At 60.8% G+C, this 22,015-nt stretch carries 16 protein-coding genes; 3 read left to right on the top strand and 13 right to left on the bottom strand.

Annotation, left to right across the window (positions count from 1 at the left end; all coding sequences use genetic code 11):
- Positions 1-12 precede the first annotated feature (12 nt).
- The 13 genes from trxA to FBZ97_RS20250 all read right to left on the bottom strand — a co-directional run bounded on the left by trxA (position 13) and on the right by FBZ97_RS20250 (position 18,603).
- Entirely contained in the window at positions 13-333 is a 321-nt protein-coding gene (trxA, locus tag FBZ97_RS20310) for a thioredoxin (RefSeq protein ID WP_069613933.1), read from the bottom strand.
- Positions 334-408: 75 nt separating this feature from the next.
- A complete protein-coding gene (gene addA / locus FBZ97_RS20305; protein ID WP_145321698.1) occupies positions 409-3,975 on the bottom strand; it encodes a double-strand break repair helicase AddA in 3,567 nt (1,188 codons plus the stop codon).
- Positions 3,968-7,159, bottom strand: a complete 3,192-nt coding sequence (gene addB, locus FBZ97_RS20300; RefSeq protein WP_113389649.1) for a double-strand break repair protein AddB — start codon at positions 7,157-7,159, stop codon at positions 3,968-3,970. Before addB ends, addA begins: the two co-directional genes overlap by 8 nt.
- Before the next feature lie 4 nt (positions 7,160-7,163).
- Positions 7,164-7,895 carry a nucleotidyltransferase family protein gene (locus tag FBZ97_RS20295; RefSeq protein WP_145321696.1) on the bottom strand — a complete coding sequence of 244 codons (732 nt, stop codon included), beginning with the start codon at positions 7,893-7,895 and terminating at the stop codon, positions 7,164-7,166.
- 143 nt (positions 7,896-8,038) lie between these two features.
- A complete protein-coding gene (locus FBZ97_RS20290) occupies positions 8,039-8,752 on the bottom strand; it encodes a hypothetical protein (protein WP_145321694.1) in 714 nt (237 codons plus the stop codon).
- A gap of 34 nt (positions 8,753-8,786) precedes the next feature.
- On the bottom strand, positions 8,787-10,298 hold the full coding sequence (tsaE, locus tag FBZ97_RS20285; RefSeq protein ID WP_145321692.1) for a tRNA (adenosine(37)-N6)-threonylcarbamoyltransferase complex ATPase subunit type 1 TsaE: 1,512 nt from the start codon (positions 10,296-10,298) through the stop codon (positions 8,787-8,789).
- A complete protein-coding gene (locus FBZ97_RS20280; RefSeq protein WP_113352878.1) occupies positions 10,295-12,874 on the bottom strand; it encodes a PAS domain-containing sensor histidine kinase in 2,580 nt (859 codons plus the stop codon). The genes tsaE and FBZ97_RS20280 overlap by 4 nt, the downstream gene beginning before the upstream one ends.
- A 204-nt stretch (positions 12,875-13,078) precedes the next feature.
- Positions 13,079-14,479: an adenosylhomocysteinase gene (gene ahcY / locus FBZ97_RS20275; RefSeq protein WP_113352879.1), complete on the bottom strand. Its 1,401-nt coding sequence runs from the start codon at positions 14,477-14,479 to the stop codon at positions 13,079-13,081.
- 183 nt (positions 14,480-14,662) lie between these two features.
- Entirely contained in the window at positions 14,663-14,938 is a 276-nt protein-coding gene (locus tag FBZ97_RS20270) for an HPr family phosphocarrier protein (protein WP_069613940.1), read from the bottom strand.
- 19 nt (positions 14,939-14,957) lie between these two features.
- Complete coding sequence (locus FBZ97_RS20265; RefSeq protein WP_015338202.1) at positions 14,958-15,359, bottom strand: PTS sugar transporter subunit IIA; 402 nt, start codon at positions 15,357-15,359, stop codon at positions 14,958-14,960.
- 140 nt (positions 15,360-15,499) lie between these two features.
- Positions 15,500-15,964, bottom strand: a complete 465-nt coding sequence (locus FBZ97_RS20260) for an HPr kinase/phosphorylase (RefSeq protein WP_113395807.1) — start codon at positions 15,962-15,964, stop codon at positions 15,500-15,502.
- 8 nt (positions 15,965-15,972) lie between these two features.
- Positions 15,973-17,766 (bottom strand): sensor histidine kinase, encoded by a 1,794-nt coding sequence (locus tag FBZ97_RS20255; RefSeq protein ID WP_173002576.1) that lies wholly within the window; start codon positions 17,764-17,766, stop codon positions 15,973-15,975.
- Between the two features lie 105 nt (positions 17,767-17,871).
- Positions 17,872-18,603, bottom strand: a complete 732-nt coding sequence (locus FBZ97_RS20250; protein ID WP_197044218.1) for a response regulator transcription factor — start codon at positions 18,601-18,603, stop codon at positions 17,872-17,874.
- Between the two features lie 351 nt (positions 18,604-18,954).
- On the opposite strand from FBZ97_RS20250, the gene FBZ97_RS20245 reads away from it, so the two are divergent.
- The 3 genes from FBZ97_RS20245 (at position 18,955) to FBZ97_RS20235 (ending at position 22,012) form a co-directional block, all read left to right on the top strand.
- Positions 18,955-20,565: a phosphoenolpyruvate carboxykinase gene (locus tag FBZ97_RS20245; RefSeq protein WP_145321690.1), complete on the top strand. Its 1,611-nt coding sequence runs from the start codon at positions 18,955-18,957 to the stop codon at positions 20,563-20,565.
- Between the two features lie 117 nt (positions 20,566-20,682).
- Positions 20,683-21,117, top strand: coding sequence for an alternative ribosome rescue aminoacyl-tRNA hydrolase ArfB (gene arfB / locus FBZ97_RS20240; protein ID WP_069613945.1), 435 nt, complete (start codon positions 20,683-20,685; stop codon positions 21,115-21,117).
- 286 nt (positions 21,118-21,403) lie between these two features.
- Positions 21,404-22,012: an alpha-ketoglutarate-dependent dioxygenase AlkB gene (locus FBZ97_RS20235; RefSeq protein ID WP_113389644.1), complete on the top strand. Its 609-nt coding sequence runs from the start codon at positions 21,404-21,406 to the stop codon at positions 22,010-22,012.
- The last annotated feature ends 3 nt before the right edge of the window (positions 22,013-22,015 follow it).

The following is a 22,015-nucleotide window of genomic DNA, read 5'->3' as shown; positions in this document are numbered from 1 at the left end:
AATCGATACCGATTAGGCTGCGCTGGAGATCCAGCTCTGCAGGGCCGTCTTGGGAGCGGCGCCGACCTTGATGTCAGCGACTTCGCCAGCCTTGAACATGGCGAGCGTCGGGATCGAGCGAACGCCGAACTGGGCGGCCAGTTCCGGATTCTCGTCGATGTTGAGCTTGGCAACCTTGACCTTGCCTTCGAACTGCACGGCGAGCTCTTCCAGAGCCGGGGCGATCATCTTGCACGGACCGCACCATTCGGCCCAGAAATCAACGACGACAGGCTCTGCAGACTGCAGCACTTCGGTGGCGAAGTTGGAGGTATCGACTTTAACGGTAGCCATAGGCTGCTCCTTACCAGGATTTACGGGTTGCTAGATATGTGATGGTGCGGTGCCCAGATTTCAATATCTGGTATTTCACTTTGTCTCGAGCTCCGCAAGCGCCAATGCAAGCACCTCGTCCGACAGCGTGTAGATCGAGGCATTTTCGGTATAGACCAGCATGCAGTCGATGCGCTTTCCCGGATAGAGCGGCGAAAGGATCTCGCGATAGATGGCAAGCTGCGCCTTATGCGCGAAGGGGATGTTGCTTTCCCAGTCAGGCGGCACGCGATTCGTCTTATAGTCGAGGATGACGACGCGGTCGTCCAGATCAGCCAACCGGTCGATGCGGCCGGAGACGGCATAGGATTGGTTGCCGAGCTTCAGCGTACCCATGATCGAGACTTCGGCTTGCGCATGGGTGCTGAAGGTGCCCTGCAGGTCAGGATGCGACAGCAGCGCCATGACGGACTTCACCAGCGCCTCTTGCTCGGCCTGAGGCCAGAAGCGCGCCGCTCGTTCGGCATAGCGACGGGCGGCATCGGCGCGCTCCTCGGGCGCGATTTCGGGCAAGGTCTGCAGCATGCGGTGAATGAAACGGCCTTTCTGAAGGGCGCGGTCGGTTTTGGTTTTCTCGCCGAAAAGCGCCGAAGTCACCAACAGATCGTCGGCTTCCTCGTCGATGACGGTGCCGACGCCGGAGGGGCTGAGCGGCCGCGGCAGGCTTTTTTGCGGCGGCAATGGCCGGCTGAGACCCGCCGGCAGGCCGACGCGCTCCGAACGCTTCTCATGCTCTCTTGCGGTCTCGAATTCGAGCTGGACCTGGGCAACCCGCCAGCTCAAGCCCTGCCAGTCGCCATCCGGGCCGGTGAAGGTCTTCTGCGTGCAGTGCAGTTCTTGCCCGCGCAGCGCCGCGGAAATCATCGCATGCCAGGTATCGGCATTCTCGCGGATGCCGCGGTAGCCGCAAATGATCAGCCGGTCGGCGGCGCGCGTCATGCCGACATAGAGCAACCGGCGATATTCCTCCTCCGCCAGTGCCTGCAGCCGCGCTGTATCGGCCTGCGTCAGGGAATTGGCGAGCGCCGAGATCGGCACCCAGACCGGCAGCGGGATTTCCTCCTTGCCAGTTTCGATCAACCGCATCTTCGGCAGATGCGTATGGGTAAAGGCCTTGCCGCCGCCATCGACGAGGAAGACGATCGGTGCCTCCAGCCCCTTCGAGGCGTGTACCGTCATGATCCGCACTTCGTTGCGGCCCTTGTCCTGCTCGCGCTTCACCGTCGGCGCTTCCAGCTCCAGCGTCGAGATGAAGGATTGCAGGCCGGGCAGGCCGCTCGTCTCGTGATCGAGTGTGAAGGTCAGGAATTCGTCGAGGATATCGCTGACCTCGGTGCCGAGCCGCGCCAGAAATTTCCGCCTGCCGCCGAAGCTGCCAAGCACGCGCGCATAGAAATCGTGTACGGGCAGGCTCTTGGACAGAGCAAGAAAGGTTCTCAGCCGTTCGACCACCTGCCCGAAGCGGTCATGGCCTTCGGCGGCAAATCTCTGCAGGTGGCTCCAGACGCCTTCCTCGTCATCGCGATAGGCGGCGATCGCAAAGACATCCTCTTCGCTGAGGTCGAACAAGGGGCTCTTCAGCAGCGCACAGAGCGAGAGATCGTCCTCCGGCAGCAACAGGAAACGGCCGAGCGCCAGAAGATCCTGAATGGCGATATGGCTCGTCAGCACCAGACGATCGGCGCCGGCGACCGGAATGTTGCCGCGCCGCTTCAGCGCTCGGGTCAGCGCGTTGACGAAGCTGTCGCGCTTGCGCACCAGCACGAGAATGTCGCCGGCCTCGATGAAACGCGCCTTACCCTTCTCGATGATCGTTTCCCGGCCGATGAGATTGCCGATCGTATGCGCCATCCGCCGCGCCAGGATGGCAGCAGGTGCGCTCTCCGGGGTCGAATCGAACGGTGCCGTCCAATCCTCTTCCTTGGCGGCCGGCTCCGGCGCAATCATTTCCCAGAGATCGACGGCGCCGGGGTGGCCGATGCGGCTGGAACGATGCACGACAGGCTCGTTAACGGCGCTAAGCCCCCGGGCATTCTCCGGACTGGTGAAGACATGATCGACGGCGCCGAGCACATCGGCCGTCGAGCGGAAGGACAGCGGCAGGCGGATCGATGAGAATTGCTGGCCGCTCGCCGCCACGCGCCGTCTTGTGCGATCGCTTTCCTCGGAAAACCGTTCGGGACGGGCGCCCTGGAACGAATAGATCGATTGCTTCTCGTCGCCGACGGCAAAGATCGTGCGCAGCGTCGGCCGGGCGCTGTCACCGGAGAAGAAATCTTCGGCCAGCGACTGGATGACGCTCCACTGGATCGGGCTCGTATCCTGCGCCTCGTCGACGAGAATGTGATCGATGCCCTGATCCAGCTTGTAGTGGATCCACGGCCCGACATCCTTCTTGGTCAGAAGGTCGGCCGTACGGGTGATGAGGTCTTCGAAATCGAGCTGGCTGCGCCGCTTCTTCAGTTCCTCATAGTCGCGGTTCAGACGATCGGCGAGAATAAGCGCGGCATGGGTGGCCCGATACATCCGCATCAGCTTCAGCCGGTCGCGGCTGGCAACGACATGGGCGCGCGCCTCAGCGACCGCTTCGGCGAGTGCCGGCGCATCGGCAAGCATGGCCTTGACGAAGAACTGGCTGTCCGATTTCGGTTCGCCCTTGGCGGTCAGCATGGCCTTTTCGAGGATCTCGGCACGGGCAAGCGGATCTGCCTCGCGTTTGGCGAGGCGCAGCGCATAAGCAACTTCCTGAGCCTTGGTGCCGCCCTTCTGATCGGCAAGCGTTAGGTAAAGCTCCAGCGTTGCACCAGACAGACCGGGCAACGGCCAATATTGCTCGGCAATGCTCGTTTCCGTCTCACCGGGCGGAAGGCCAAGCCGAGCAAGCAACGCAGTTTCGACGCCCCCGTTGCGTTCGGCCGTCTCGGTAAAGCGGCGGATCGCATTGCGATTGGCAATGATATCGCCAAGCAGCGTCTCAAGGCCGGATTCATCACCGAGATCGAGCACATAGTCGAAAGCACGCGCCAATTCGGCATCGCCATGCGGCGTCGTTGCCGTCAGCAAGGCGCGGCGGGCATCGTCGAGCAGCACTTCAGCGGCGCGATCGTCGAGCACGGAGAAATGGCCGGCGACATTGGCCTCGAGTGGGAACTGATGCAGCAAGGCCTCGCAAAAGGCATGAATGGTCTGAATCTTCAGCCCACCCGGCGTTTCCAGCGCCTTGGCAAAGAGCCGCCGCGCCTCGGCGAGCTTGAAGATGTCAGGCTCCTTGCCCTCGATATCGGCGATGCGTTTCTTCAATTCTTCGTCCGGCATCGTCGCCCAGGCGGCAAGCCGGTCGAAGACGCGGTTCGACATTTCGGAGGCCGCGGCCTTGGTATAGGTCAGGCAGAGGATCGCCGAGGGGCGGGCGCCGGAAAGAAGCAGGCGGATGACGCGTTGCGTCAGCACATGTGTCTTGCCGGAGCCGGCATTGGCCGAAACCCAGGCCGAGCGTTCGGGGTCGGAGGCGATCGATTGCTGAATCGTCGTCCAGCTGATCCAGACGCCGGGATCGTCGCTTTCGGGCAGGATGGCGATATCATCGGCGGGAAAATCACTCATCGCCGCCGCCTTCCTGCTCGGTCTCGGCCGTCGACCATTCCGAAACGCGGGCGAGGTGATCGTAGTCACCGCCATATTCGAACTGCTGGGCCGGGATCAGCCGCGAGGAAAACCCCTTCTCGCCCGATTGCAGCAGCGAGACGAATTTCACCAGCTGGTCCATCGATTCCTGCGCGAGATCCATAGCCGACTTGGTTTCCGTCTTGCCGCCGCGGCTGGAATGTTCGTTGTTGACCTGGTCGACCTTGAAGCGGTCGCCGGGCCGCAAGCGGACATAGAGCAGGTTTTCGGGCATGAGTGCGCCGATATTGCGGAAGGCACCGGCTTGCAACGCATAGGCTTCCAGCGCCAGCTGCGGATCGAGAAGCGCGCGCGCCTGTGGCGGTGAGGGATTGTAGCCGGTCTTGTAATCGATGAGATCGGCGCCCTTGTCGCTCTTGATGTCGATACGGTCGGCAACGCCGGTCAACCGAATGCCGATCGGCTCGATCTCGACGCCGGCCGGCACTTCCGTCGCCGTTTTGCGAACCGCCGACCGCCGGCCCGCTTCCCAGTCAAGGAAGGCGCGCGCCACCTCGCGAAAACGCGGGCGCCAGACGCTGTCGATATGGACGGGCAGCCGCTCGGCATCGAAGAGCTCGGCGATGATCCGATCCATGGCCAGCGCCGCATCCGCCGTGCCGGCCACATGCCCTTCGCGGACGAAACGATCGATGATCTTGTGATAGAGCGTACCACGTTCGGCTGGGCCGGGATCGCGATTGAACGGCTCCACAGGATCGAGCCGCAGCACGCGCCGGGCATAGATCGCATAGGGATCGCGCCGCAACCGGCCCACTTCGCTAAAGGAATAGCTCTTCGGCTGCAGCTCTGCAGGCGGCTTCGGTGCCGGGCGCAGCGCCGGCGCCTGGTTTTCTCCTTCGTCGATCATCCCTGCCCAATGGCGATACTGGTCGCCGCGCGCCTTCATTGCGTCCTCTAATTCTTTGCCGCCAAGCGCTATCAGCCGCTGCAGCCAGCGCGACGCGACTGTCGGTGTCGAGCCCTGACGCAGCGCGCGGGAATAGATCAGATCGCGCGTGCCGTTCGCCATTTCGAAATCGTGCGCGAGCTGGCCGATGCGGCGCTCCGGCGGCTCCAGGCCGATCTCTGTCTTCATGCCGCGCGAAATGAAGGGATTGTTTGCCGTCTGCCCCGGCCAGGATCCTTCGTTCAACCCGCCGAGGATCAGCGTGTCGACGCTCTGTAGGCGTGCTTCCAGCGTACCGAAGATGAAGAGGCGAGGATGGCTGAGCGCCCGCGGCTTCACCGCTTGGCCGACGCAGAGCGCGGCCATGATATCGATCCACTGCACGCCATCGGCCTCAAGCTGACCTTCGGTCTCAATGATATCCCGGAGTAGGCTGGCAAGCGTGTCCCCGGCTTCGCCCGCCCAAAGGCCTGCCAGGCTGCCACGCTCGTCGACGGCGACGGCTTCCAGGGCACGGCCGGTGCGCTCCGCCCAATCCGAAAGTGTGAGGAGGCCTTCTGACGCGGGCAGGGAAAGCGTCGATACCAGAGGTTCGCATGCCGCGGTCACTCGCTGGGCCAGCGCCCGCGCATGCTCGATGGTCTCAGGCGGCAGCGCTTTGCGCCATTGCGGCGTATGGCGGTCATTGGCCTGCTCCGCCACGCGGTCGTCAAGCAGGGCTCCCAGCCGACTGATCTCGACGTGATCGACGCCGCCCCTGAGCGCAAGAACCTCCAGCGCATCGACTCCTGGCTGGTGTATTTCCGCCGACAGGCCGAACAAGGCGAGGGGATGCTTGAGCAGTGAGACGACGGCAACGGGATCGCCAGGGCGAAGGGATGCCTCCAGCAGCAATTGCAGCAACGTACCCTGTGGCGTGGCATTCAGCGGCGTCCCGGCCGAATCGTCGGCGGTGATGCCGAAACGGGCAAGCTCGGCCGTCACACGCCGGGCGAGATTGCGGTCGGGCGTGATCAAGGCGGCCTGGCTTTCACCGCCGTTGCGCCCCGGCTTATCCAACGCCAGCCGCAAGGCGATGGCGATCGCGGTCGCCTCCTCGCGTTCATTGGCTGCTTCGATCAGCGCGACATCGGCAAATGCGCCCGAGATCGCATCGGGAGCGAGCGTCTTGCGCCAGCTTCCCCAGCCGCTCGTCGCCTTGGCCGGCGCCAGCGCTCGAGACAGGATCTGCGCCCGCATCTGCATGGTTTCAGACGCATCCGCGACAGTTTCGACATCACGCCGGGTGACCTGCAATCGTTTCAGCAGCAGCGAAAGACCATATTGCGGATGGCTGCGTGTGGTCGGATCGGCTCTCTCGCCAATCGATGTCTCCGGCGCCACCAGCTGCCAATCTTCCTCAGGCATCGAAAGATCGAGGCCGGGGAGCACGATGACACCTTGCGGCAGGGCGGCAACGGCTGCGATCAGCTCAGCCGTTGCCGGCACCGAGCCCGTCGAGCCGGCAATGATGACCGGGCCGGGATGGCGCATGGTGGACATGCGCTGCGCTTCCGCACGCAGAATGGCGTTGCGGTTGCGGGTGGGCGATGATTTGCCGAGTTCTTCGAGGCGCGCCGGCCAGAAGGCGCTTGCGATCGCCAGAAATTCGGCCGTCAGCTGCCACCAGAGCGCATGATCCTCCGCGCTGAGGCTGGCAAGCTCGCTCCATTCGCGATCCTCGGTCTCCAGCGAGTCGATGAGCTCGGCGAGATTGCGTGCGAGCCATATGGCATCCGCTGGGCTCGCGGGTGCGACTAGCGGCGAATCGGAGTGAATGTCGCGGACGATCTGCGGCAGCTTGTTGCGCCACGCAAGGATCAGCCGCGCCAGCTCAAGAAGTCGCGCCGTATTGGCAAGCGGTTGCGCGAGATCCGCCGTTTCGGGCAAGGCTTCTTCGAAATAGCCGCTGTCGTCATCGGTTTCTCCAAGAGGGCGAATGACCGGCAGGATGGCGGAGCGGCCGCCGAGCAGATCGACGAATTCCGAACGCAGCACGCGCGCCGCGCGCCGCGTCGGCAGGAAGATGCTGACCTTGGCGAGCGACAACGGGTCGCTCGGATCATGGTGGAAATGCTCGGTCAGCCGGCCATCGCAGAGAGCCGACGCCAGCGTTTTCAGGAAGGGCAGGCCTGCCGGAATCGTCAGAATGCGCTGCCGGTGTCCGCCTGCCATAGGCTCACGCAAACGCCCGGAAATTCCGGATCGCTTCCTCCGCCTCGCCGATTGCTTCCGGCGTACCGACTGTCAACCAGTGACCATCCATCAGGGTGCCGTAGAGCCGGCCGCGCTCGATGGCCTTGTCGAAGTAGATATTGACGTTGAAAGCATCATCAGGCGCATCATCGAGGAAAGAGGGGCTCATCGCAATTGCGCCGGCATAGACGACGCCCTCGCGTCCGACATCGCGGTAGCGGGCGAGCCTTCCGTCTTGCGCCATGGCGAAGTCATTCTTGCCGTTATGGCCTGTAGTCCGTTCTAGTTCGACGCAGAGCATAGCCATGTCCATGCGCTGCTCATCGTAGAATCCGGCTAACTTTTCCAGATTGGTGGGATGGCCTGGCTTCTCACCGATCCAGAACAGATCGGCGTTCATAACGAACACCGGATCGCGGCTCAGAAGTTTCAGGCCTTTGACGAGGCCGCCGCCATTGTTCATCAGCGCGTCCCGCTCGTCGGAAATCAGGATTTCAAGCCCGCGATAGCTGCGGAGATGCGCCTCCATCTGGTCGGCATGGTGATGGACGTTGACGACGGCCCGCTCGACCCCCGCCTGCACCAATGCATCCAGCGTATAATCGATCATCGGCTTGCCGGCGATCTTCACCAGTGGCTTCGGGATGGTGTCAGTGATCGGTCGCATGCGGGTTCCAAGCCCCGCGGCCAAAACCATGGCTTGCTTGATGGTCATTTCGTCTCGAACTTTCGATTCATATCTTCTTTCCATAGCACAAGGCCGGAAAGCCGTCGCCAGTCTTGGTTCGGTAGAGCAGTTCTGCTTTTCTTCGCCGCCACGCGTCGAGTCGTTTCCAGCCATTGCCGCCAATCCGGCCGTCAGAGCGATCGCATCTGAGCCAAGTGTCCTATCGAAGGTGTTGTCGCGAAGTCAGTACCAATTTTTAATGGATTGATACTCCACTTCTCGGCTAGCAGCGATGGATTATCCTCCGAGCCAAAAATCCAACGGTCGTATAAAGGATCGGATGCTTTGGTGAGATACTCCGGTGTAAGCGCCGAAATTTCCGGCAGGCCGAGATCCATTTCATCGCGCGTTGTCGCGCCAAAATTCAGAGTAACGGTACCAGAGGCTACGCTGAAAGCCCGCTCCATTGCGCCGTGGCGTGCGCGTTGCCATACTTGAGCGTTGACCACTCGATAAGAGGCAAAATACTGGGCATCGCCAAATCTATTCGACAGATCGCATAAAGCTTTCCGTAAAGCCTCGCTATCACCATCAACGTTTAGCCCTGTGACAACGAGCGTCCAGCCATTGATTGGTGGGCACACAAAAACGGGAACTCCCTTCGGGGGATAGGCATGAGTTTCTTCGAGCCCTCGTCGCCATGTCGCGGCCTGCACCTGGGTTAGTCCGAGTTGATTAATGACCGCAGTCGTATCACTGGTGCTAATTGCCAACCAACCAGTCTTGTAGCCGAAAGGCTCTGGCTTATCAGGACTGGCCAAATCGTCTCCAAAACCGCGCTTTACCAAAAACATAAAGCCGGAAAGCCAAGCAATCGAAAATAACGTCCGGCGTCCTAAAAGCATGTTCCGATTTTGCCTATTGCAAAGTCTCCATAACTCAAACCTGGCCAATGCCGGCCTTTTCGCACCATTCTCGCAGAGGTGCGAGCGCTTCGTGTTCGAGAGCGATGGCGAGGTAGGCGAGTGTGCGCGGCATGTGCTTCAGATATCCCGGCTTGCCGTCGCGCTGCAAGAGCCGGACCCAGAGACCGGCAAGCTTGCAATTGCGCTGTGCCGACATGATCGCCCAGCTCTTCAGGAATTTCGTCTCGTCGAAGTCGCCTTGGGCATGACGAAGTGCGAGATAGTCGACCAGAAGCTGGTCATGCAGGTCGCGTTCGATCGTCACGCGCGCATCCTGCACCAGCGAGGCGACGTCGTAGGAGGTCGGCCCGATCATCGCATCCTGGAAGTCGATGAGGCCGATACGCTTTATGCCCTGTTCATGCGCCCGCCAGATGATGTTTGGCGAATGCATGTCACGCAGCAGCAGGTTCTTTTCCGCATCTTCGAGCTGATCGATCAGCTTGTCCCAGATCGCGAGATAGTCGGCCCGTTCCTCATCGCTTGCCGGCGTGCCGCGCTTCCAGGGCAGATGCCAGTCGAGCAGCAGCCGCGCTTCCATCTTCATGGCGGTCCGGTCGAAATCCGGAATGTGATGGATGTGATCCGGCGTGACTGGAATATCGCCGGGAATCGAAAGGCTGTGTAGGTGCGCAAGGCAGGCAACGCTGGCCCGATAGCGCTCGGCAATCGGCTTGCCTTCGGCATCGAGAACGCCATCGGTGCCGAGGTCCTCGATCAGAAGAATGCCCTGGTCGTAATCGGCGGCAAAGATTTCCGGAGCGGCAAAGCCGTTTTGGCGGAGGATATTGGCGATCGCCACGAAGGGATAGGCATCCCAAGCGAGATGCGCGACCTTCGGATAGGGTTTCCCATCGAGCACCGGCGGCCCTTCCGGGAGGCGCGGCCAATCCATCAGGATCACGCGGCTGCCGCCATCCTTTGGATAGATGGACTCATAGGCACGCAGCGAGGCATCGCCCGTGAGGAAACGTCTGGCGGAACCGCGATAGCCATGCGAATCGAGAAAGGCGCGTATAGCCAGTACGCGCTCGATGCGTGCGATCCGCTTGGCCGGTGCCGTGATGATGGCGCGCCGTCCTTCGCCTTCATGCGTTAGCTTGAGGTCGATGCGCTCCTTCGGCAGCTCGCCTTCGGCCATTTCAGGCCATTCCACAAGGCAGATGCCGGTCTGGAGGGCCTCGTCGAAGCCGAGTTCCGTTAATTCGCTGGGATCGCCGAGGCGATAGAGATCGAAATGCGAGACGGGGATACGCAGCTCGTAGGATTGCACGAGCGTAAAGGTTGGGCTTGGCACGTCCAGTTCGGAATCGTCGGCCATGGCGCGTAGTAGCGCGCGTGCCAGCGAGGATTTCCCCGCGCCGAGATCGCCTGATAGCGCCAGACAGTCGCCGACCCTTAGGGCCAGCGCCAGATCCTCGCCGAGCTGCGCCGTGGCGGCGTCATCTGCGAGGAAAAGGGACATGCTGTTGTCGGAGGCTGTCATTCTGCTGCGACGGAGTGAGGCAGCTCGGCTGAAGGAATCCGGCAGGTGACCGTCGTTCCCTTGCCCGGCTGGCTTTCGATCGAAACCTCGCCTTCATGCAGGCTGACGAAGCTTTCGACGATGGAAAGGCCAAGGCCGGCACCGCTGCGCTTGCCGCCCTTGCCACCGGAGGCGAAGCGGTTGAAAACCGTGTTGATCAAATCCTCGGGAATGCCGGGACCCTTGTCCGAGACGGAGAAGACGAAATCCGTGCCTTCGCGTCCGCATCTCAACGAGATCGTCGATCCCTCGGGCGCGAAATTGGCGGCATTGGTCAGAAGTTTCAGCAGGATCTGCTTCAGCCGCTGCTGATCGGCAACGATAGAGCCGAGGTGCGCCGGCACGGTGATTTCAAGCATCACGCCGCTTTCCTGCAGCCGGTCGGCGATCTGCATCGAGACTTCGTCAAGCAGGTCGGAGAGCACGATCTCGGAATAGTTCAGCCGCATGATGCCGGCGTCGAGCGTGGCGAGATCAAGGATGTCGTTGACCAGCGTCAGCAGCACGGAAGACGAGGTCGAGATATGGTCGATATATTCGGCCTGCCGCTCGTTCAGCGAGCCGATGCCCGGCGTCTTCAGGAGGTCGGTAAAGCCGATGATATTGGTCAGCGGCGAACGCAGCTCGTAGGAGACGTGCTGGACGAAATCGTTCTTCAGCTCGTCCGCCTTCAGCAACGCTTCGTTCTTCTCGGTCAGGGCGCGCTCGGCGCGCACGCTGTCGGTCTTGTTGACAAATGTCAGCATGGTCTGTGCATTCGGCAGAGGAATGACGGCGTAGTCGAGTACAAGATTGGAGTAAAGTTCCAGAGTGCCCTGCGATGAGGGCCGCTCGTCGTTGAAACTGGTGATCTGCTCGGCAAACCGCTTCCACCCGTCCGGCCGGTCGTAAGAAGGCGCGCACGCCTCGGCCAGGGCTTGAATATGCGTCCCGGGCTTCGCCTGTGCCTCTGTGATGTTCCAGAGAATGCGGAAGGCCGGATTCGACAGGCGGATGCGGCCATCGGGACCGAAAACGGCGACGCCTTCGGACAGATGGTCGATGGTTTCGCCCTGAACCTTGACCAGGGTGTTGTAGCGGGTTTCGAGATCGACCTGTTCAGTCAGGTTCTCGAACACCCATGTCGCACCCCCTTGAGGATGCGCCGTGGCGAAGACCCGGAGAATCTGGCCGTTGGGCAGATGCCAGAGATCGGTCTGTGTATCGAGTGCGCGATAGACCGAAAGTACGCCGTCCTTCCATGTCTTCCAGTTCAGCTGCTCGGGCAGCTTCTTGGCGCTGCGCAGCCTGTCCAGAAGCTCGCTGTTGTCGGGTCGCTTTTCGAGGAACGCGATGTCGAGTTCCCACAACTGGACGAAAGCCTGATTGTAGAATTGCAGCCGCCGCTCGCCGTCGAAGATCGCAACCGGCGTTGCCAGATGATCGAGTGTTTCGGCATGGCTCTTCAGCGTGCGTGCGAGCTCCGCTCGAACGCCTTCTGCCTCGGAGACGTCGATGGCGATGCCGGCGGAACCGTTCGGAGCCTTCACATCGACGACATCGAAGAAAGTGCGGTTGCCATGCACGACGGTTGAAATCTTGTCGTGGAATGGCGACTCCGGCGTGGCTGCCGCACGAATGCGCTCGCGGGTCACGGTCGTCAGGAATTCCCGTCCCTCGCGCACCGCTTCATCGGTCGAAACCGCTTCCACGGCCTCGCCATAGGCCTGATTCACCCAGGTGAGCTTGCCTTCCGCATCGCGCTGCCAGACCGGCAGGTCGATGGCATCGAGCAAATTCTGGAAGGTAGAGATCGAGGTCATCAGCCGGTCGCGTTCGATCTTCAGCTCAGCGAGTTCGGCGCGCAGGTTGTTGAGCGCGATGAAGCGTACAAAAGCGCGCCCGCCGGAAATGCGGCCCTGCGCCTCCAGAATTTCGTCGCGATTGGTCTCGACCACCATGTCGAAGCTCTGGCCGCTGCTGCGCAGCGTGTCGATAGCCTTGTCAAGCTCGCCGGCCGACCATGATTTCAGCCAGCGACCGAAGGCGAGGAATTCATTGTCCTGCGGCGCGCCGGTCTCGACCGGAAGCTGTCCGAGCAGTTCGGGCCGCGCATTCGGGCCATCCCAGATGACGATGCGGCGGTTCTTGTCGGCAATCAGCGCCTGATATTGCGAAATACGCTGGTTGGCATCCGAAAGGGCCGTGCGGATCTCGCGGCTTTCGCTTTCCATGTTGCCGCGCTGTCGGACCATCCACATGGTCGAGAGGAGTGCGGCGGAGATCACGCCAATGATGACGGAGAAGATGGCCATTTCCGAAGAGGTGAAGAGGCGCATGCTCGCCTGCGCGGCATCATTGCTTTGAGCGAGAACGGGACCTGCCAGGCCGGTCACGAGACCGCCGAAAACGCTGAGCTGCAGTAAGCGGCTCAGGCGCACCAGCCAACCTTTGCCCAGCTTCGCTTTTGCCGAAAGCCAATATGCACCGCCCTGCCGCAACCGCGTCGCCACTCGATGTAGCGCTGGTTGATGCAGGTTGTCTTCCCCTTCAAACATAAGAGGTCTGTCTCCGTCCTATAATGTGCCGCATCCTGACAAGACATCCCATTTTCATGGCTCCGGGCACGCCCGGTTCGTCACGAATCAAGTGTAAAAACAATACTGCCTAGGAGAATCTGGGGGAAGGGAGCTGGCTAAAAAATAAGCCCCGGCATTTGTCAATGCCAGGGCCACAAGATGTTGTGGATACTGTTTTAATAATCAGTATCTGTAGTGGTCAGACTTGAATGGGCCCTTCGGCGTCACGCCGATATACGCAGCCTGCTCTTCCGAAAGCTCCGTCAGCTTCACGCCGAGCTTGGCAAGATGCAGACGGGCAACTTTCTCGTCGAGGTGCTTCGGCAGTACGTAGACTTCGTTCTTGTAGTGCCCGGGCTTGGTGAAGAGCTCGATCTGCGCCAGCGTCTGGTTGGTGAAGGAAGCCGACATCACGAAGGATGGGTGGCCGGTGGCGTTGCCGAGGTTCAGCAGGCGGCCTTCCGATAGCAGTATGATACGGTTGCCCTTGGCAAACTCGACCATGTCGACCTGCGGCTTAATGTTCGTCCACTTGAGGTTCCGCAGGGCGGCAACCTGGATCTCGTTGTCGAAGTGGCCGATGTTGCCGACGATCGCCATGTCCTTCATCGCGCGCATATGGTCGATGCGGATGACGTCCTTGTTGCCGGTCGTGGTGATGAAGATGTCGGCCGAGGAAACGACGTCCTCGAGCTGAACGACTTCATAGCCGTCCATGGCGGCCTGCAGGGCGCAGATCGGGTCGACTTCGGTGACCTTGACGCGGGCGCCGGCGCCGGAGAGCGAAGCGGCAGAACCCTTGCCAACGTCACCATAGCCGCAGACGACGGCGACCTTGCCGGCCATCATGACGTCGGTAGCGCGGCGGATACCGTCGACCAGCGATTCCTTGCAGCCATACTTGTTGTCGAACTTCGACTTGGTGACGCTGTCGTTGACGTTGATCGCCGGGAAGGGCAGCAGGCCCTTCTGGCTGAGCTGATAGAGGCGGTTGACGCCCGTGGTGGTTTCTTCGGTCACGCCCTTGATGGCGTCGCGCTGCTTGGTGAACCAGCCGGGCGTTGCCTGCAGGCGCTTCTTGATCTGTGCGAAGAGGATTTCCTCTTCTTCCGAATGCGGATGGGAGAGTACGTCCTCGCCGGCTTCGGCGCGGGCGCCGAGCAGGATGTACATCGTGGCGTCGCCACCGTCGTCGAGGATCATGTTGGAGAGACCGCCATCCGCCCACTGGAAGATCTTGTCCGTGTAGGTCCAGTAGTCCTCAAGGCTCTCGCCCTTGACGGCGAAGACCGGAACGCCGGAAGCGGCGATGGCCGCGGCGGCATGGTCCTGCGTCGAGAAGATGTTGCACGATGCCCAGCGCACCTGAGCGCCGAGGGCCACCAGCGTCTCAATGAGAACGGCCGTTTGAATCGTCATATGCAGGGAGCCAGTGATGCGTGCGCCCTTCAGCGGCTGCGCTTCGCCGAATTCGGCGCGGCAAGCCATCAGGCCTGGCATCTCGGTTTCGGCGATTGCGATTTCCTTGCGACCATAGTCGGCAAGGCCGATATCGGCGACGATGTAGTCCTTTTCAGCGCTCATCAATGAGTCTCCAGCCTGAACGATGCAATCGCGCCGCGGGCAGACGCCTCAGCCGAATGCAACAAGAATTGCACGCTATAGCGTGTAGGAATGATGCCGTGTAGCAGGCTTCAGGGTGGAAATCAATAATGATATAAAGAAGTCTTTATGTCTTTATATCCACAGGGGAGGAGGCGGAAAAGCCTAGATTTCCTCGCCGAACTTGTTGGCGACGAGCTGGTCGAGCGCCTCAAGCGCTTCGGCGGCCTGATTGCCGCTTGCCGTGACAAGCACGCTGCAGCCGGGGCTGGCGGCAAGCATCATGAGGCCCATGATCGAGGTGCCGCCGACGGTGGTGCCGTCCTTTGAAACGGTGATGGCGGCGTCGTAGGCTTCGACGGTCTGCACGAATTTCGCCGACGCACGGGCATGCAGACCCCGCTTGTTGATGATCAGGAGTTCCCGGGAAAGCTCGGTCATGGGGGCGGTGTTTGCCTCGTTATTTGCCACTGAGCACACGGCTGGCCACGTTGATATATTTACGCCCGGCCTCTGAAGCTTCCACCAGGGCCCTTTCCATGTTGTTGTCGCCGCGCACGCCTGCAAGCTTGATCAGCATCGGCAGATTGACGCCGGCGATAACCTCGGTGTGGCCGCTATTCATGACGGAGATTGCGAGATTGGAAGGAGTGCCGCCGAACATATCGGTGAGGATGATGACGCCGTGCCCGTCGTCGGCACCGGCAACGGCCTGCAGAATATCCTGCCGCCGCTTGTCCATGTCGTCTTCGGGACCAATGCATACCGTTTCTATGAACTTCTGCGGACCAACGACATGCTCGACAGCATGCCGAAACTCTTCAGCCAGCTTGCCATGAGTGACAAGCACAAGTCCAATCATGATATTACTGCTCCCATCGCATACGCAAACAGGTGGCCCATATCGCAATGCAGCAATGTCGTCCACCAGTGGGGGGACATCTTGGCGATGAAAAGACGAAGTGCAAGCTTAAAATACAGGATTTACGCGCCTATGCGGGCCTAAATGGCCGATTCACCAAAACTTGCGCCGGTTTTCGCCATTATTACGGCAAGCGGATTCGCAGAGGTTGCAGCCAATCGGATCAACGGCAACCGAGCAGACGCGGTAATATCGATCTGCTCATCCTCGGGTGGTAGTCTTTCCGCGGTTGTCGGGTCGACAGGGCGAACGGCAAAATGCATTTCGGCCTCGGAAATATAAGGCATGCGAACGATACCGGTGTAGCGGATTTCCATAAGCCCTGCGATCGAGGGCGGGCATTTCGCAATAATGGAGCCGTTCTGTTCGGCAATCAGCACGCGGTCGTCTGCGACCAGGCTTGCCGTCAATCCCAGCGGCTTGGCAGCCGCAAGGCAGGAGAAGGCGAGGGCGGATTTGCCGCTGCCCGAGGGGCCAAGGAACAGCAGCCCTATCCTGCCAATGACGATCGCCGTTGCGTGGGAATTGGTCGCCTCGCCCGTCATGCGGCCGCTCACGCCGTCGTCTGGGCTGGCAGCGATAGGATGAAGCGGGCGCCAAGCAGCGTCGAGCCATCGCTGTCGACGATATTCTCGGCGCGCAGCGAGCCACCATGCGCTTCGGCGATCTGCCGGCTGATCGACAGGCCGAGGCCGGAATTCTGCCCGAAACCTTCGGATTCGGGCCGGTCGGTATAGAACCGTTCGAAGATGCGGTCGATATTTTCGGCCTGAATGCCGGGACCATTATCCTCGATATAGATGACACAGCGCGTCCGCGTCCGCGTCAGCCGCACGGTGATCTTGCCGGTTTCCGCGGGGACGAAGGATCGTGCGTTTTCGATGAGATTGGTGACGATCTGGCCGATGCGCAGGTCGTGGCCGTCGACGGAGAAGTTCGCCTTATTGCCTGGCTTGCGGTCGATAATATAGTCGATCTCGACAGATTTCTTGCTGTGCCCGACCTGTCTGGAAATATCGATCATGTCGCGCAGCAATACTTCCAGATCGAGCGACTTGGCATCCGAACGTGCAAGCTCGGCATCGAGGCGCGATGCATCGGAGATATCGCTGATCAGGCGGTCGAGGCGGCGAACGTCATGCTGGATCACATCCATCAGCCGCTTCTTGGAATCGTCGCTCTTGGCGAGCGGCAGCGTTTCGACGGCGCTGCGCAGAGATGTCAGCGGATTCTTGAGTTCATGGCTGACATCGGCCGCAAAGCTTTCGATCGCATCGATGCGATCGTAGAGCGCCGATGTCATATCCCGCAGCGCGATCGACAGATTGCCGATCTCGTCCTGGCGAGCGGAAAAGTCCGGAATCTCCTCGCGCTCCTTCGCCCCGCCGCGGCGCACGCGGATGGCCGCAGCCGAGAGCCGGCGTAGCGGATTGGCGATGGTGGAGGACAAAAGCAACGATAGCACGACGTTGACGAGCGTCGCGACGCCGAAGACGCGCATGATCGCGAGGCGCTCGGCATGAACGATCTTGTCGATATCGCCGGCCTGGGTCGACAGCAGCAGCACGCCGAGCACGGCGCGGAAGCGCTGGATCGGCACGGCGACCGAGACGATCAGTTCGCCCTTCTCCGTGGTGCGGACCACGGCGCCGCGCACGCCGGTCAGCGCATTCATGACCTCGGGATAGATGGAGCCGTCGCCGCCGGGCGCTTCCTTATAGACAGGCAGGTTACCCGGCTGCAGCATCTTGTTGAGCAAGCCGCTGAACCAGTCGGACCAGCTCTGCTTCTCGTCGTCGACGGGTGGCAGATCGTAGCGCAGCACCTGGCCGCGGGAATAGAGATGGCGGCTGTCGAGCAGCAGGTTCGCGTCGGCATCGAAGATGCGTGCGCGCGTGCGCGTCGGCGAGATCAGCCGCGTCAGCACCGGCGCCACCTTTTCCGGATCGATCGGGAATTCCAGATCCTCGTCGTTCGGAACGGGCGTGATGCTCTGGCCGGCCTGCAGCTCCAGCAGCTTCTGCGGATCGATGGTGATGGAGTTGGTGTCGACCGATGCCGAAGCCGAGACGGCACCGGCGATGATCTCGCCCTGCGTCAAAAGGCTTTCGACACGGGCATCGATCAGGCCCTCGCGGAACTGATTGAGATAGAGAATGCCGCCGACCAGAACGACGAGGGCGGCCAGATTGAAGAACAGGATGCGTCGCGTCAGGCTTGAAAAGACGGCATTGCCGAAGATGCGGCGGATCAGGACGAAGGGATGGGTCCAGCGCCGGCGCGCGATTCGAGCGCCGCTCGGGCTTTCCGAGTCGTCTATATCCCTGTCCTGCACCAGCTGTGCCAAGCCTACGGCCCTTTCGAAGAACGGGGTCGGCGACCCCGTCCGCATGCTCTTAATCCATTGTCCGCCGTATGGTCCAGTTAACTATCCGTATGGTCTCGCTAACTATTATGCTGCTTCGCGGAAGCGATAGCCCACGCCATACAGCGTCTCGATCATATCAAATTCGAGGTCGACCATCTTGAATTTCTTGCGCAGCCGCTTGATGTGGCTGTCGATCGTGCGGTCGTCGACATAGACTTGCTCGTCATAAGCCGCATCCATCAGCGCGTCGCGGCTCTTGACCACGCCGGGGCGCTGGGCAAGCGAATGCAGGATGAGGAATTCGGTGACGGTGAGCGTCACCGGCTCGCCCTTCCAGGTGCAGGTATGGCGTTCCTGGTCCATCACGAGCTGCCCCCGTTCCAGCGAGCGGGCTTGCTGCACAGCACCCGGCTTGGCGGCGGCTGCGCCGCCGGCAGCGTTTGCGGCGTCTCGGGCGGAGGCACGGCGGAGAACAGCCTTGACGCGTTCGACCAGCAAGCGCTGCGAGAACGGCTTGGTGATGAAGTCGTCGGCGCCCATCTTCAGGCCGAAAAGCTCGTCGATCTCTTCATCCTTCGAGGTGAGGAAGATCACGGGCAGATCGGACTTCTGCCGCAGGCGGCGCAGGAGCTCCATGCCGTCCATGCGGGGCATCTTGATATCGAAGATCGCCAGTTGCGGCGGCCGGGCAAGCAGGCCGTCCAGCGCCGAAGCTCCGTCCGTGTAGGTTTCTACCTTATATCCCTCTGCTTCCAAGGCAATCGATACGGAAGTCAGGATATTGCGGTCGTCGTCAACGAGCGCGATTGTCAACATGGTGTTCGTCTCCGTCATCAGTGCGCGTCTCCCGGATTTGGAATCCAGCCCAGGCGGTCTGCCAGCTCGGTCGGCGGTAACCTGGCGCGCTTATGGGGATAAAGGTGGAACAAATTGTGGCAAAGATAAAGGGGAGGATTGTTGTGAGGAAAAACCCTTGCGCAGAGGTTGTGTGACATGACGTCCCTCCACCCTCTATTCAAACGATTTAAAATTGAGGAAATTTATCTAAATCGATTAAATAACTGATATCATTAAATATTTCTCGCTTCTAGCTCTTGTGCTTTTAAAAAGAGCCCTCTACGCTTTAGTTAGTTCTAACGGCCAAGCCCCTTTGTAGAGGAAAAAGTGATGGAGCAATTCGGCGTCCGCAATCCCGCGACTGAACTGGGATCGATCGGCCTGGGAGCCGCCGCCAGTGTGCGCTACAACCTCATGGAAGCTCACCTTTACGAAGAGGCGATTCGCCGCCGCGAAGCCGATCTGACCGCCCATGGCGCGCTCAGGGCCTTGACCGGCCAGCACACCGGCCGTTCTCCGAAGGACAAGTTCGTGGTGCGCAATGCCGCCACGGAAGACCAGATCTGGTGGGATAACAACAAGCCGATGTTGCCGGAGCATTTTGAGCTCCTGCATGAGGACATGCTGGCCCATGCCCGCGGCAAGGATCTCTTCGTGCAGGATCTGATCGGCGGCGCCGATGTCGACTATGCTTTGCCAACGCGCGTCATTACCGAATTCGCCTGGCACTCGTTGTTCATCCGCAACCTGCTGATCCGCCCGGATCGCGCGGCGCTGGAAAGCTTCGTGCCGCAGCTGACGATCATAGACCTGCCGAGCTTCCGCGCCGATCCGGAGCGCCATGGCTGCCGCACGGAAACGGTGATCGCCTGTGATCTCGTCAATGGCATCGTCCTTATCGGCGGCACCTCCTATGCCGGCGAAATGAAGAAATCGGTCTTCACCGTCCTGAATTACCTGCTCCCGGAACGCGGCGTCATGCCGATGCATTGCTCTGCCAATGTCGGTCCCGAAGGCGATGCCGCGATCTTCTTCGGCCTGTCGGGCACGGGCAAGACGACGCTGTCGGCCGATCCGACCCGTACGCTCATCGGCGATGACGAACATGGCTGGGGTGAAAACGGCATCTTCAACTTCGAAGGTGGCTGCTACGCCAAGACCATCCGTCTTTCGGCCGAGGCCGAGCCGGAAATCTACGCCACAACGCGCCGCTTCGGCACCGTCCTGGAAAATGTCGTGCTCGACGAGCATGGTAGGCCGGATCTTGATGACGGTTCGCTGACGGAAAACACCCGCAGCGCCTATCCGCTGCATTTCATCCCGAATGCATCGGAATCCGGCATCACCGGTCATCCCGAGACGATCATCATGCTGACGGCCGACGCTTTCGGCGTCATGCCGCCGATCGCCAAGCTGACGCCGGATCAGGCGATGTACCACTTCCTGTCCGGCTACACCGCCAAGGTCGCCGGCACGGAAAAGGGCGTCGTCGAGCCGGAAGCCACCTTCTCGACCTGCTTCGGCGCTCCTTTCATGCCGCGCCATCCGGCTGAATATGGCAATCTCCTCAAAGAGCTGATCGCCCGCCACGGCGCCCGTTGCTGGCTGGTCAACACCGGCTGGACCGGTGGCGCCTATGGCAAGGGAAGCCGCATGCCGATCAAGGCGACGCGCGCTCTGCTCGCGGCGGCTTTGAAGGGCGACCTCGATAATGTCGAATTCCGCACGGACGCGAATTTCGGCTTCGCGGTTCCGGTCGCGGTCGACGGTGTCGATACTGCGATCCTCGATCCTCGCTCCACCTGGGCCGATGGCGAAGCCTACGATGCCCAGGCCAAGAAGCTAGTACAGATGTTCGTCACGAACTTCGCCAAGTTCGAAGATCATGTGGACGGCAACGTCCGTGATGCCGCTCCGGGGATGCCGGTCGCTGCAGAATAATCATCCAGAGCGGAATGACTCACGTGAAACCCGGCGACCGATTCGCCGGGTTTCGTTTTATCCGGTAGTGGTTTTCAACCGCGCATCAATGTGGGATAGACAGGCGCGGAGAAAATCATGGCCAGCGAAGCGCTTTACATTAACGACCGGATCACGATTGCCGGCTGGGAGCTGACGGAACAATTCGTTCTGGCGGGCGGTCCCGGCGGCCAGAACGTCAACAAGGTCGCAACCGCAGTTCAGCTTTTCTTCAACGTTCAGAATTCCCCATCGCTGACGGATCGCGTCAAGGCGAATGCGGTTAGACTTGCAGGTCGTCGCGTCTCCAAGGAAGGTGTTCTGATGATCGAGGCCAGCCGCTTCCGCAGCCAGGATCGCAATCGCGAGGATGCGCGCGAGCGGCTGAAGGAACTGATCCTCGAAGCGGCCGCTCCGCCCCCGCCGCCGCGCCGAAAGACCAAGCCGACGAAGGGATCAATCGAGCGCCGGCTGAAGGAAAAATCCGGACGCTCCGAGGTCAAGAAGATGCGCGGCAAGGTCGGCGGCGACTAGGGTTGGCTTTCGGGCTGCAGTTTTGAGTTGGCTGAGTAAAATGAGGCTTGTCAGGCGCGTACGGCGTTGCTGTAGTTCTGTGCCTGGACTCTCATCCTGGCCTTCTCTCGGCATGCGGGAGAAGGGACGTCAGCGTGAAACAATAAGTCTCCCTTTGAGGCGGCTAAGTTGAGGCAGATTAGACCCCCTCGCCCTGCCGGCGGGGAGAGGGTTGGGGTGAGGGGCCATGCATGAAGGCGCGGCAATGGCGCACTGACCTGACCAGTGTTGCGCAAAGGAAGTATGGATGCTGCTCCCCAACGGAATTCGCCATCTGCCCGGATATCTCGGCCGTCCCGCCCAGGAAGCGCTCGTCGAGACGATTCGCGGTATCGTGGCCGAGGCGCCGCTGTACACACCGGTCATGCCGGGTACCGGCAAGGAAATGTCGGTGCGCATGACCAATTGCGGTTCGCTCGGCTGGGTGACGGACAAGCAGCGCGGCTATCGCTATCAGCCGACGCATCCGGTCACCGGTCGCCCCTGGCCGGCCATGCCATCGCAATTGCTGGATTTCTGGCACGATATAGCAGGCTATGAAAAGCCGCCGGAAGCCTGTCTCGTCAATTTCTATGGCGACAATGCCCGCATGGGCCTGCATCAGGATCGTGACGAACAGGATCTCAAGGCGCCCGTACTATCGATCTCGCTCGGGAACACCTGCCTCTTTCGCGTCGGTGGCCTCAACCGCAATGATCGCACGCTATCCTTCAAGCTGGCGAGCGGCGATATCGTCGTTCTCGGCGGCGAGGGAAGATTGTGCTTTCACGGTGTCGACCGCATCTATCCTGCAACCTCGACATTGCTGAAGAATGGTGGGCGGATCAACTTGACTTTAAGGCGTGTTCAGCCCTGAGCC

This window comes from Rhizobium sp. ERR 942 (assembly GCF_007828395.1).
Taxonomy (GTDB): domain Bacteria; phylum Pseudomonadota; class Alphaproteobacteria; order Rhizobiales; family Rhizobiaceae; genus Rhizobium; species Rhizobium dioscoreae.
Note: the sequence above shows the minus strand (reverse complement) of the source record. Positions and strands in the feature narration are given on the sequence as shown.

What these genes read in the sequence shown, in the direction of transcription:
- FBZ97_RS20245 (WP_145321690.1), top strand. Translation starts at nt 18,955, where the DNA reads ATGGAGCAATTCGGCGTCCGCAATCCCGCGACTGAACTGGGATCGATC.
- addA (WP_145321698.1), bottom strand. Translation starts at nt 3,975, where the DNA reads ATGAGTGATTTTCCCGCCGATGATATCGCCATCCTGCCCGAAAGCGAC.
- FBZ97_RS20260 (WP_113395807.1), bottom strand. Translation starts at nt 15,964, where the DNA reads ATGACGGGCGAGGCGACCAATTCCCACGCAACGGCGATCGTCATTGGC.
- arfB (WP_069613945.1), top strand. Translation starts at nt 20,683, where the DNA reads ATGGCCAGCGAAGCGCTTTACATTAACGACCGGATCACGATTGCCGGC.
- addB (WP_113389649.1), bottom strand. Translation starts at nt 7,159, where the DNA reads ATGGCAGGCGGACACCGGCAGCGCATTCTGACGATTCCGGCAGGCCTG.
- FBZ97_RS20235 (WP_113389644.1), top strand. Translation starts at nt 21,404, where the DNA reads ATGCTGCTCCCCAACGGAATTCGCCATCTGCCCGGATATCTCGGCCGT.
- ahcY (WP_113352879.1), bottom strand. Translation starts at nt 14,479, where the DNA reads ATGAGCGCTGAAAAGGACTACATCGTCGCCGATATCGGCCTTGCCGAC.
- FBZ97_RS20250 (WP_197044218.1), bottom strand. Translation starts at nt 18,603, where the DNA reads ATGTTGACAATCGCGCTCGTTGACGACGACCGCAATATCCTGACTTCC.
- FBZ97_RS20280 (WP_113352878.1), bottom strand. Translation starts at nt 12,874, where the DNA reads ATGTTTGAAGGGGAAGACAACCTGCATCAACCAGCGCTACATCGAGTG.
- FBZ97_RS20295 (WP_145321696.1), bottom strand. Translation starts at nt 7,895, where the DNA reads ATGACCATCAAGCAAGCCATGGTTTTGGCCGCGGGGCTTGGAACCCGC.
- trxA (WP_069613933.1), bottom strand. Translation starts at nt 333, where the DNA reads ATGGCTACCGTTAAAGTCGATACCTCCAACTTCGCCACCGAAGTGCTG.
- tsaE (WP_145321692.1), bottom strand. Translation starts at nt 10,298, where the DNA reads ATGACAGCCTCCGACAACAGCATGTCCCTTTTCCTCGCAGATGACGCC.
- FBZ97_RS20270 (WP_069613940.1), bottom strand. Translation starts at nt 14,938, where the DNA reads ATGACCGAGCTTTCCCGGGAACTCCTGATCATCAACAAGCGGGGTCTG.
- FBZ97_RS20290 (WP_145321694.1), bottom strand. Translation starts at nt 8,752, where the DNA reads ATGCTTTTAGGACGCCGGACGTTATTTTCGATTGCTTGGCTTTCCGGC.
- FBZ97_RS20265 (WP_015338202.1), bottom strand. Translation starts at nt 15,359, where the DNA reads ATGATTGGACTTGTGCTTGTCACTCATGGCAAGCTGGCTGAAGAGTTT.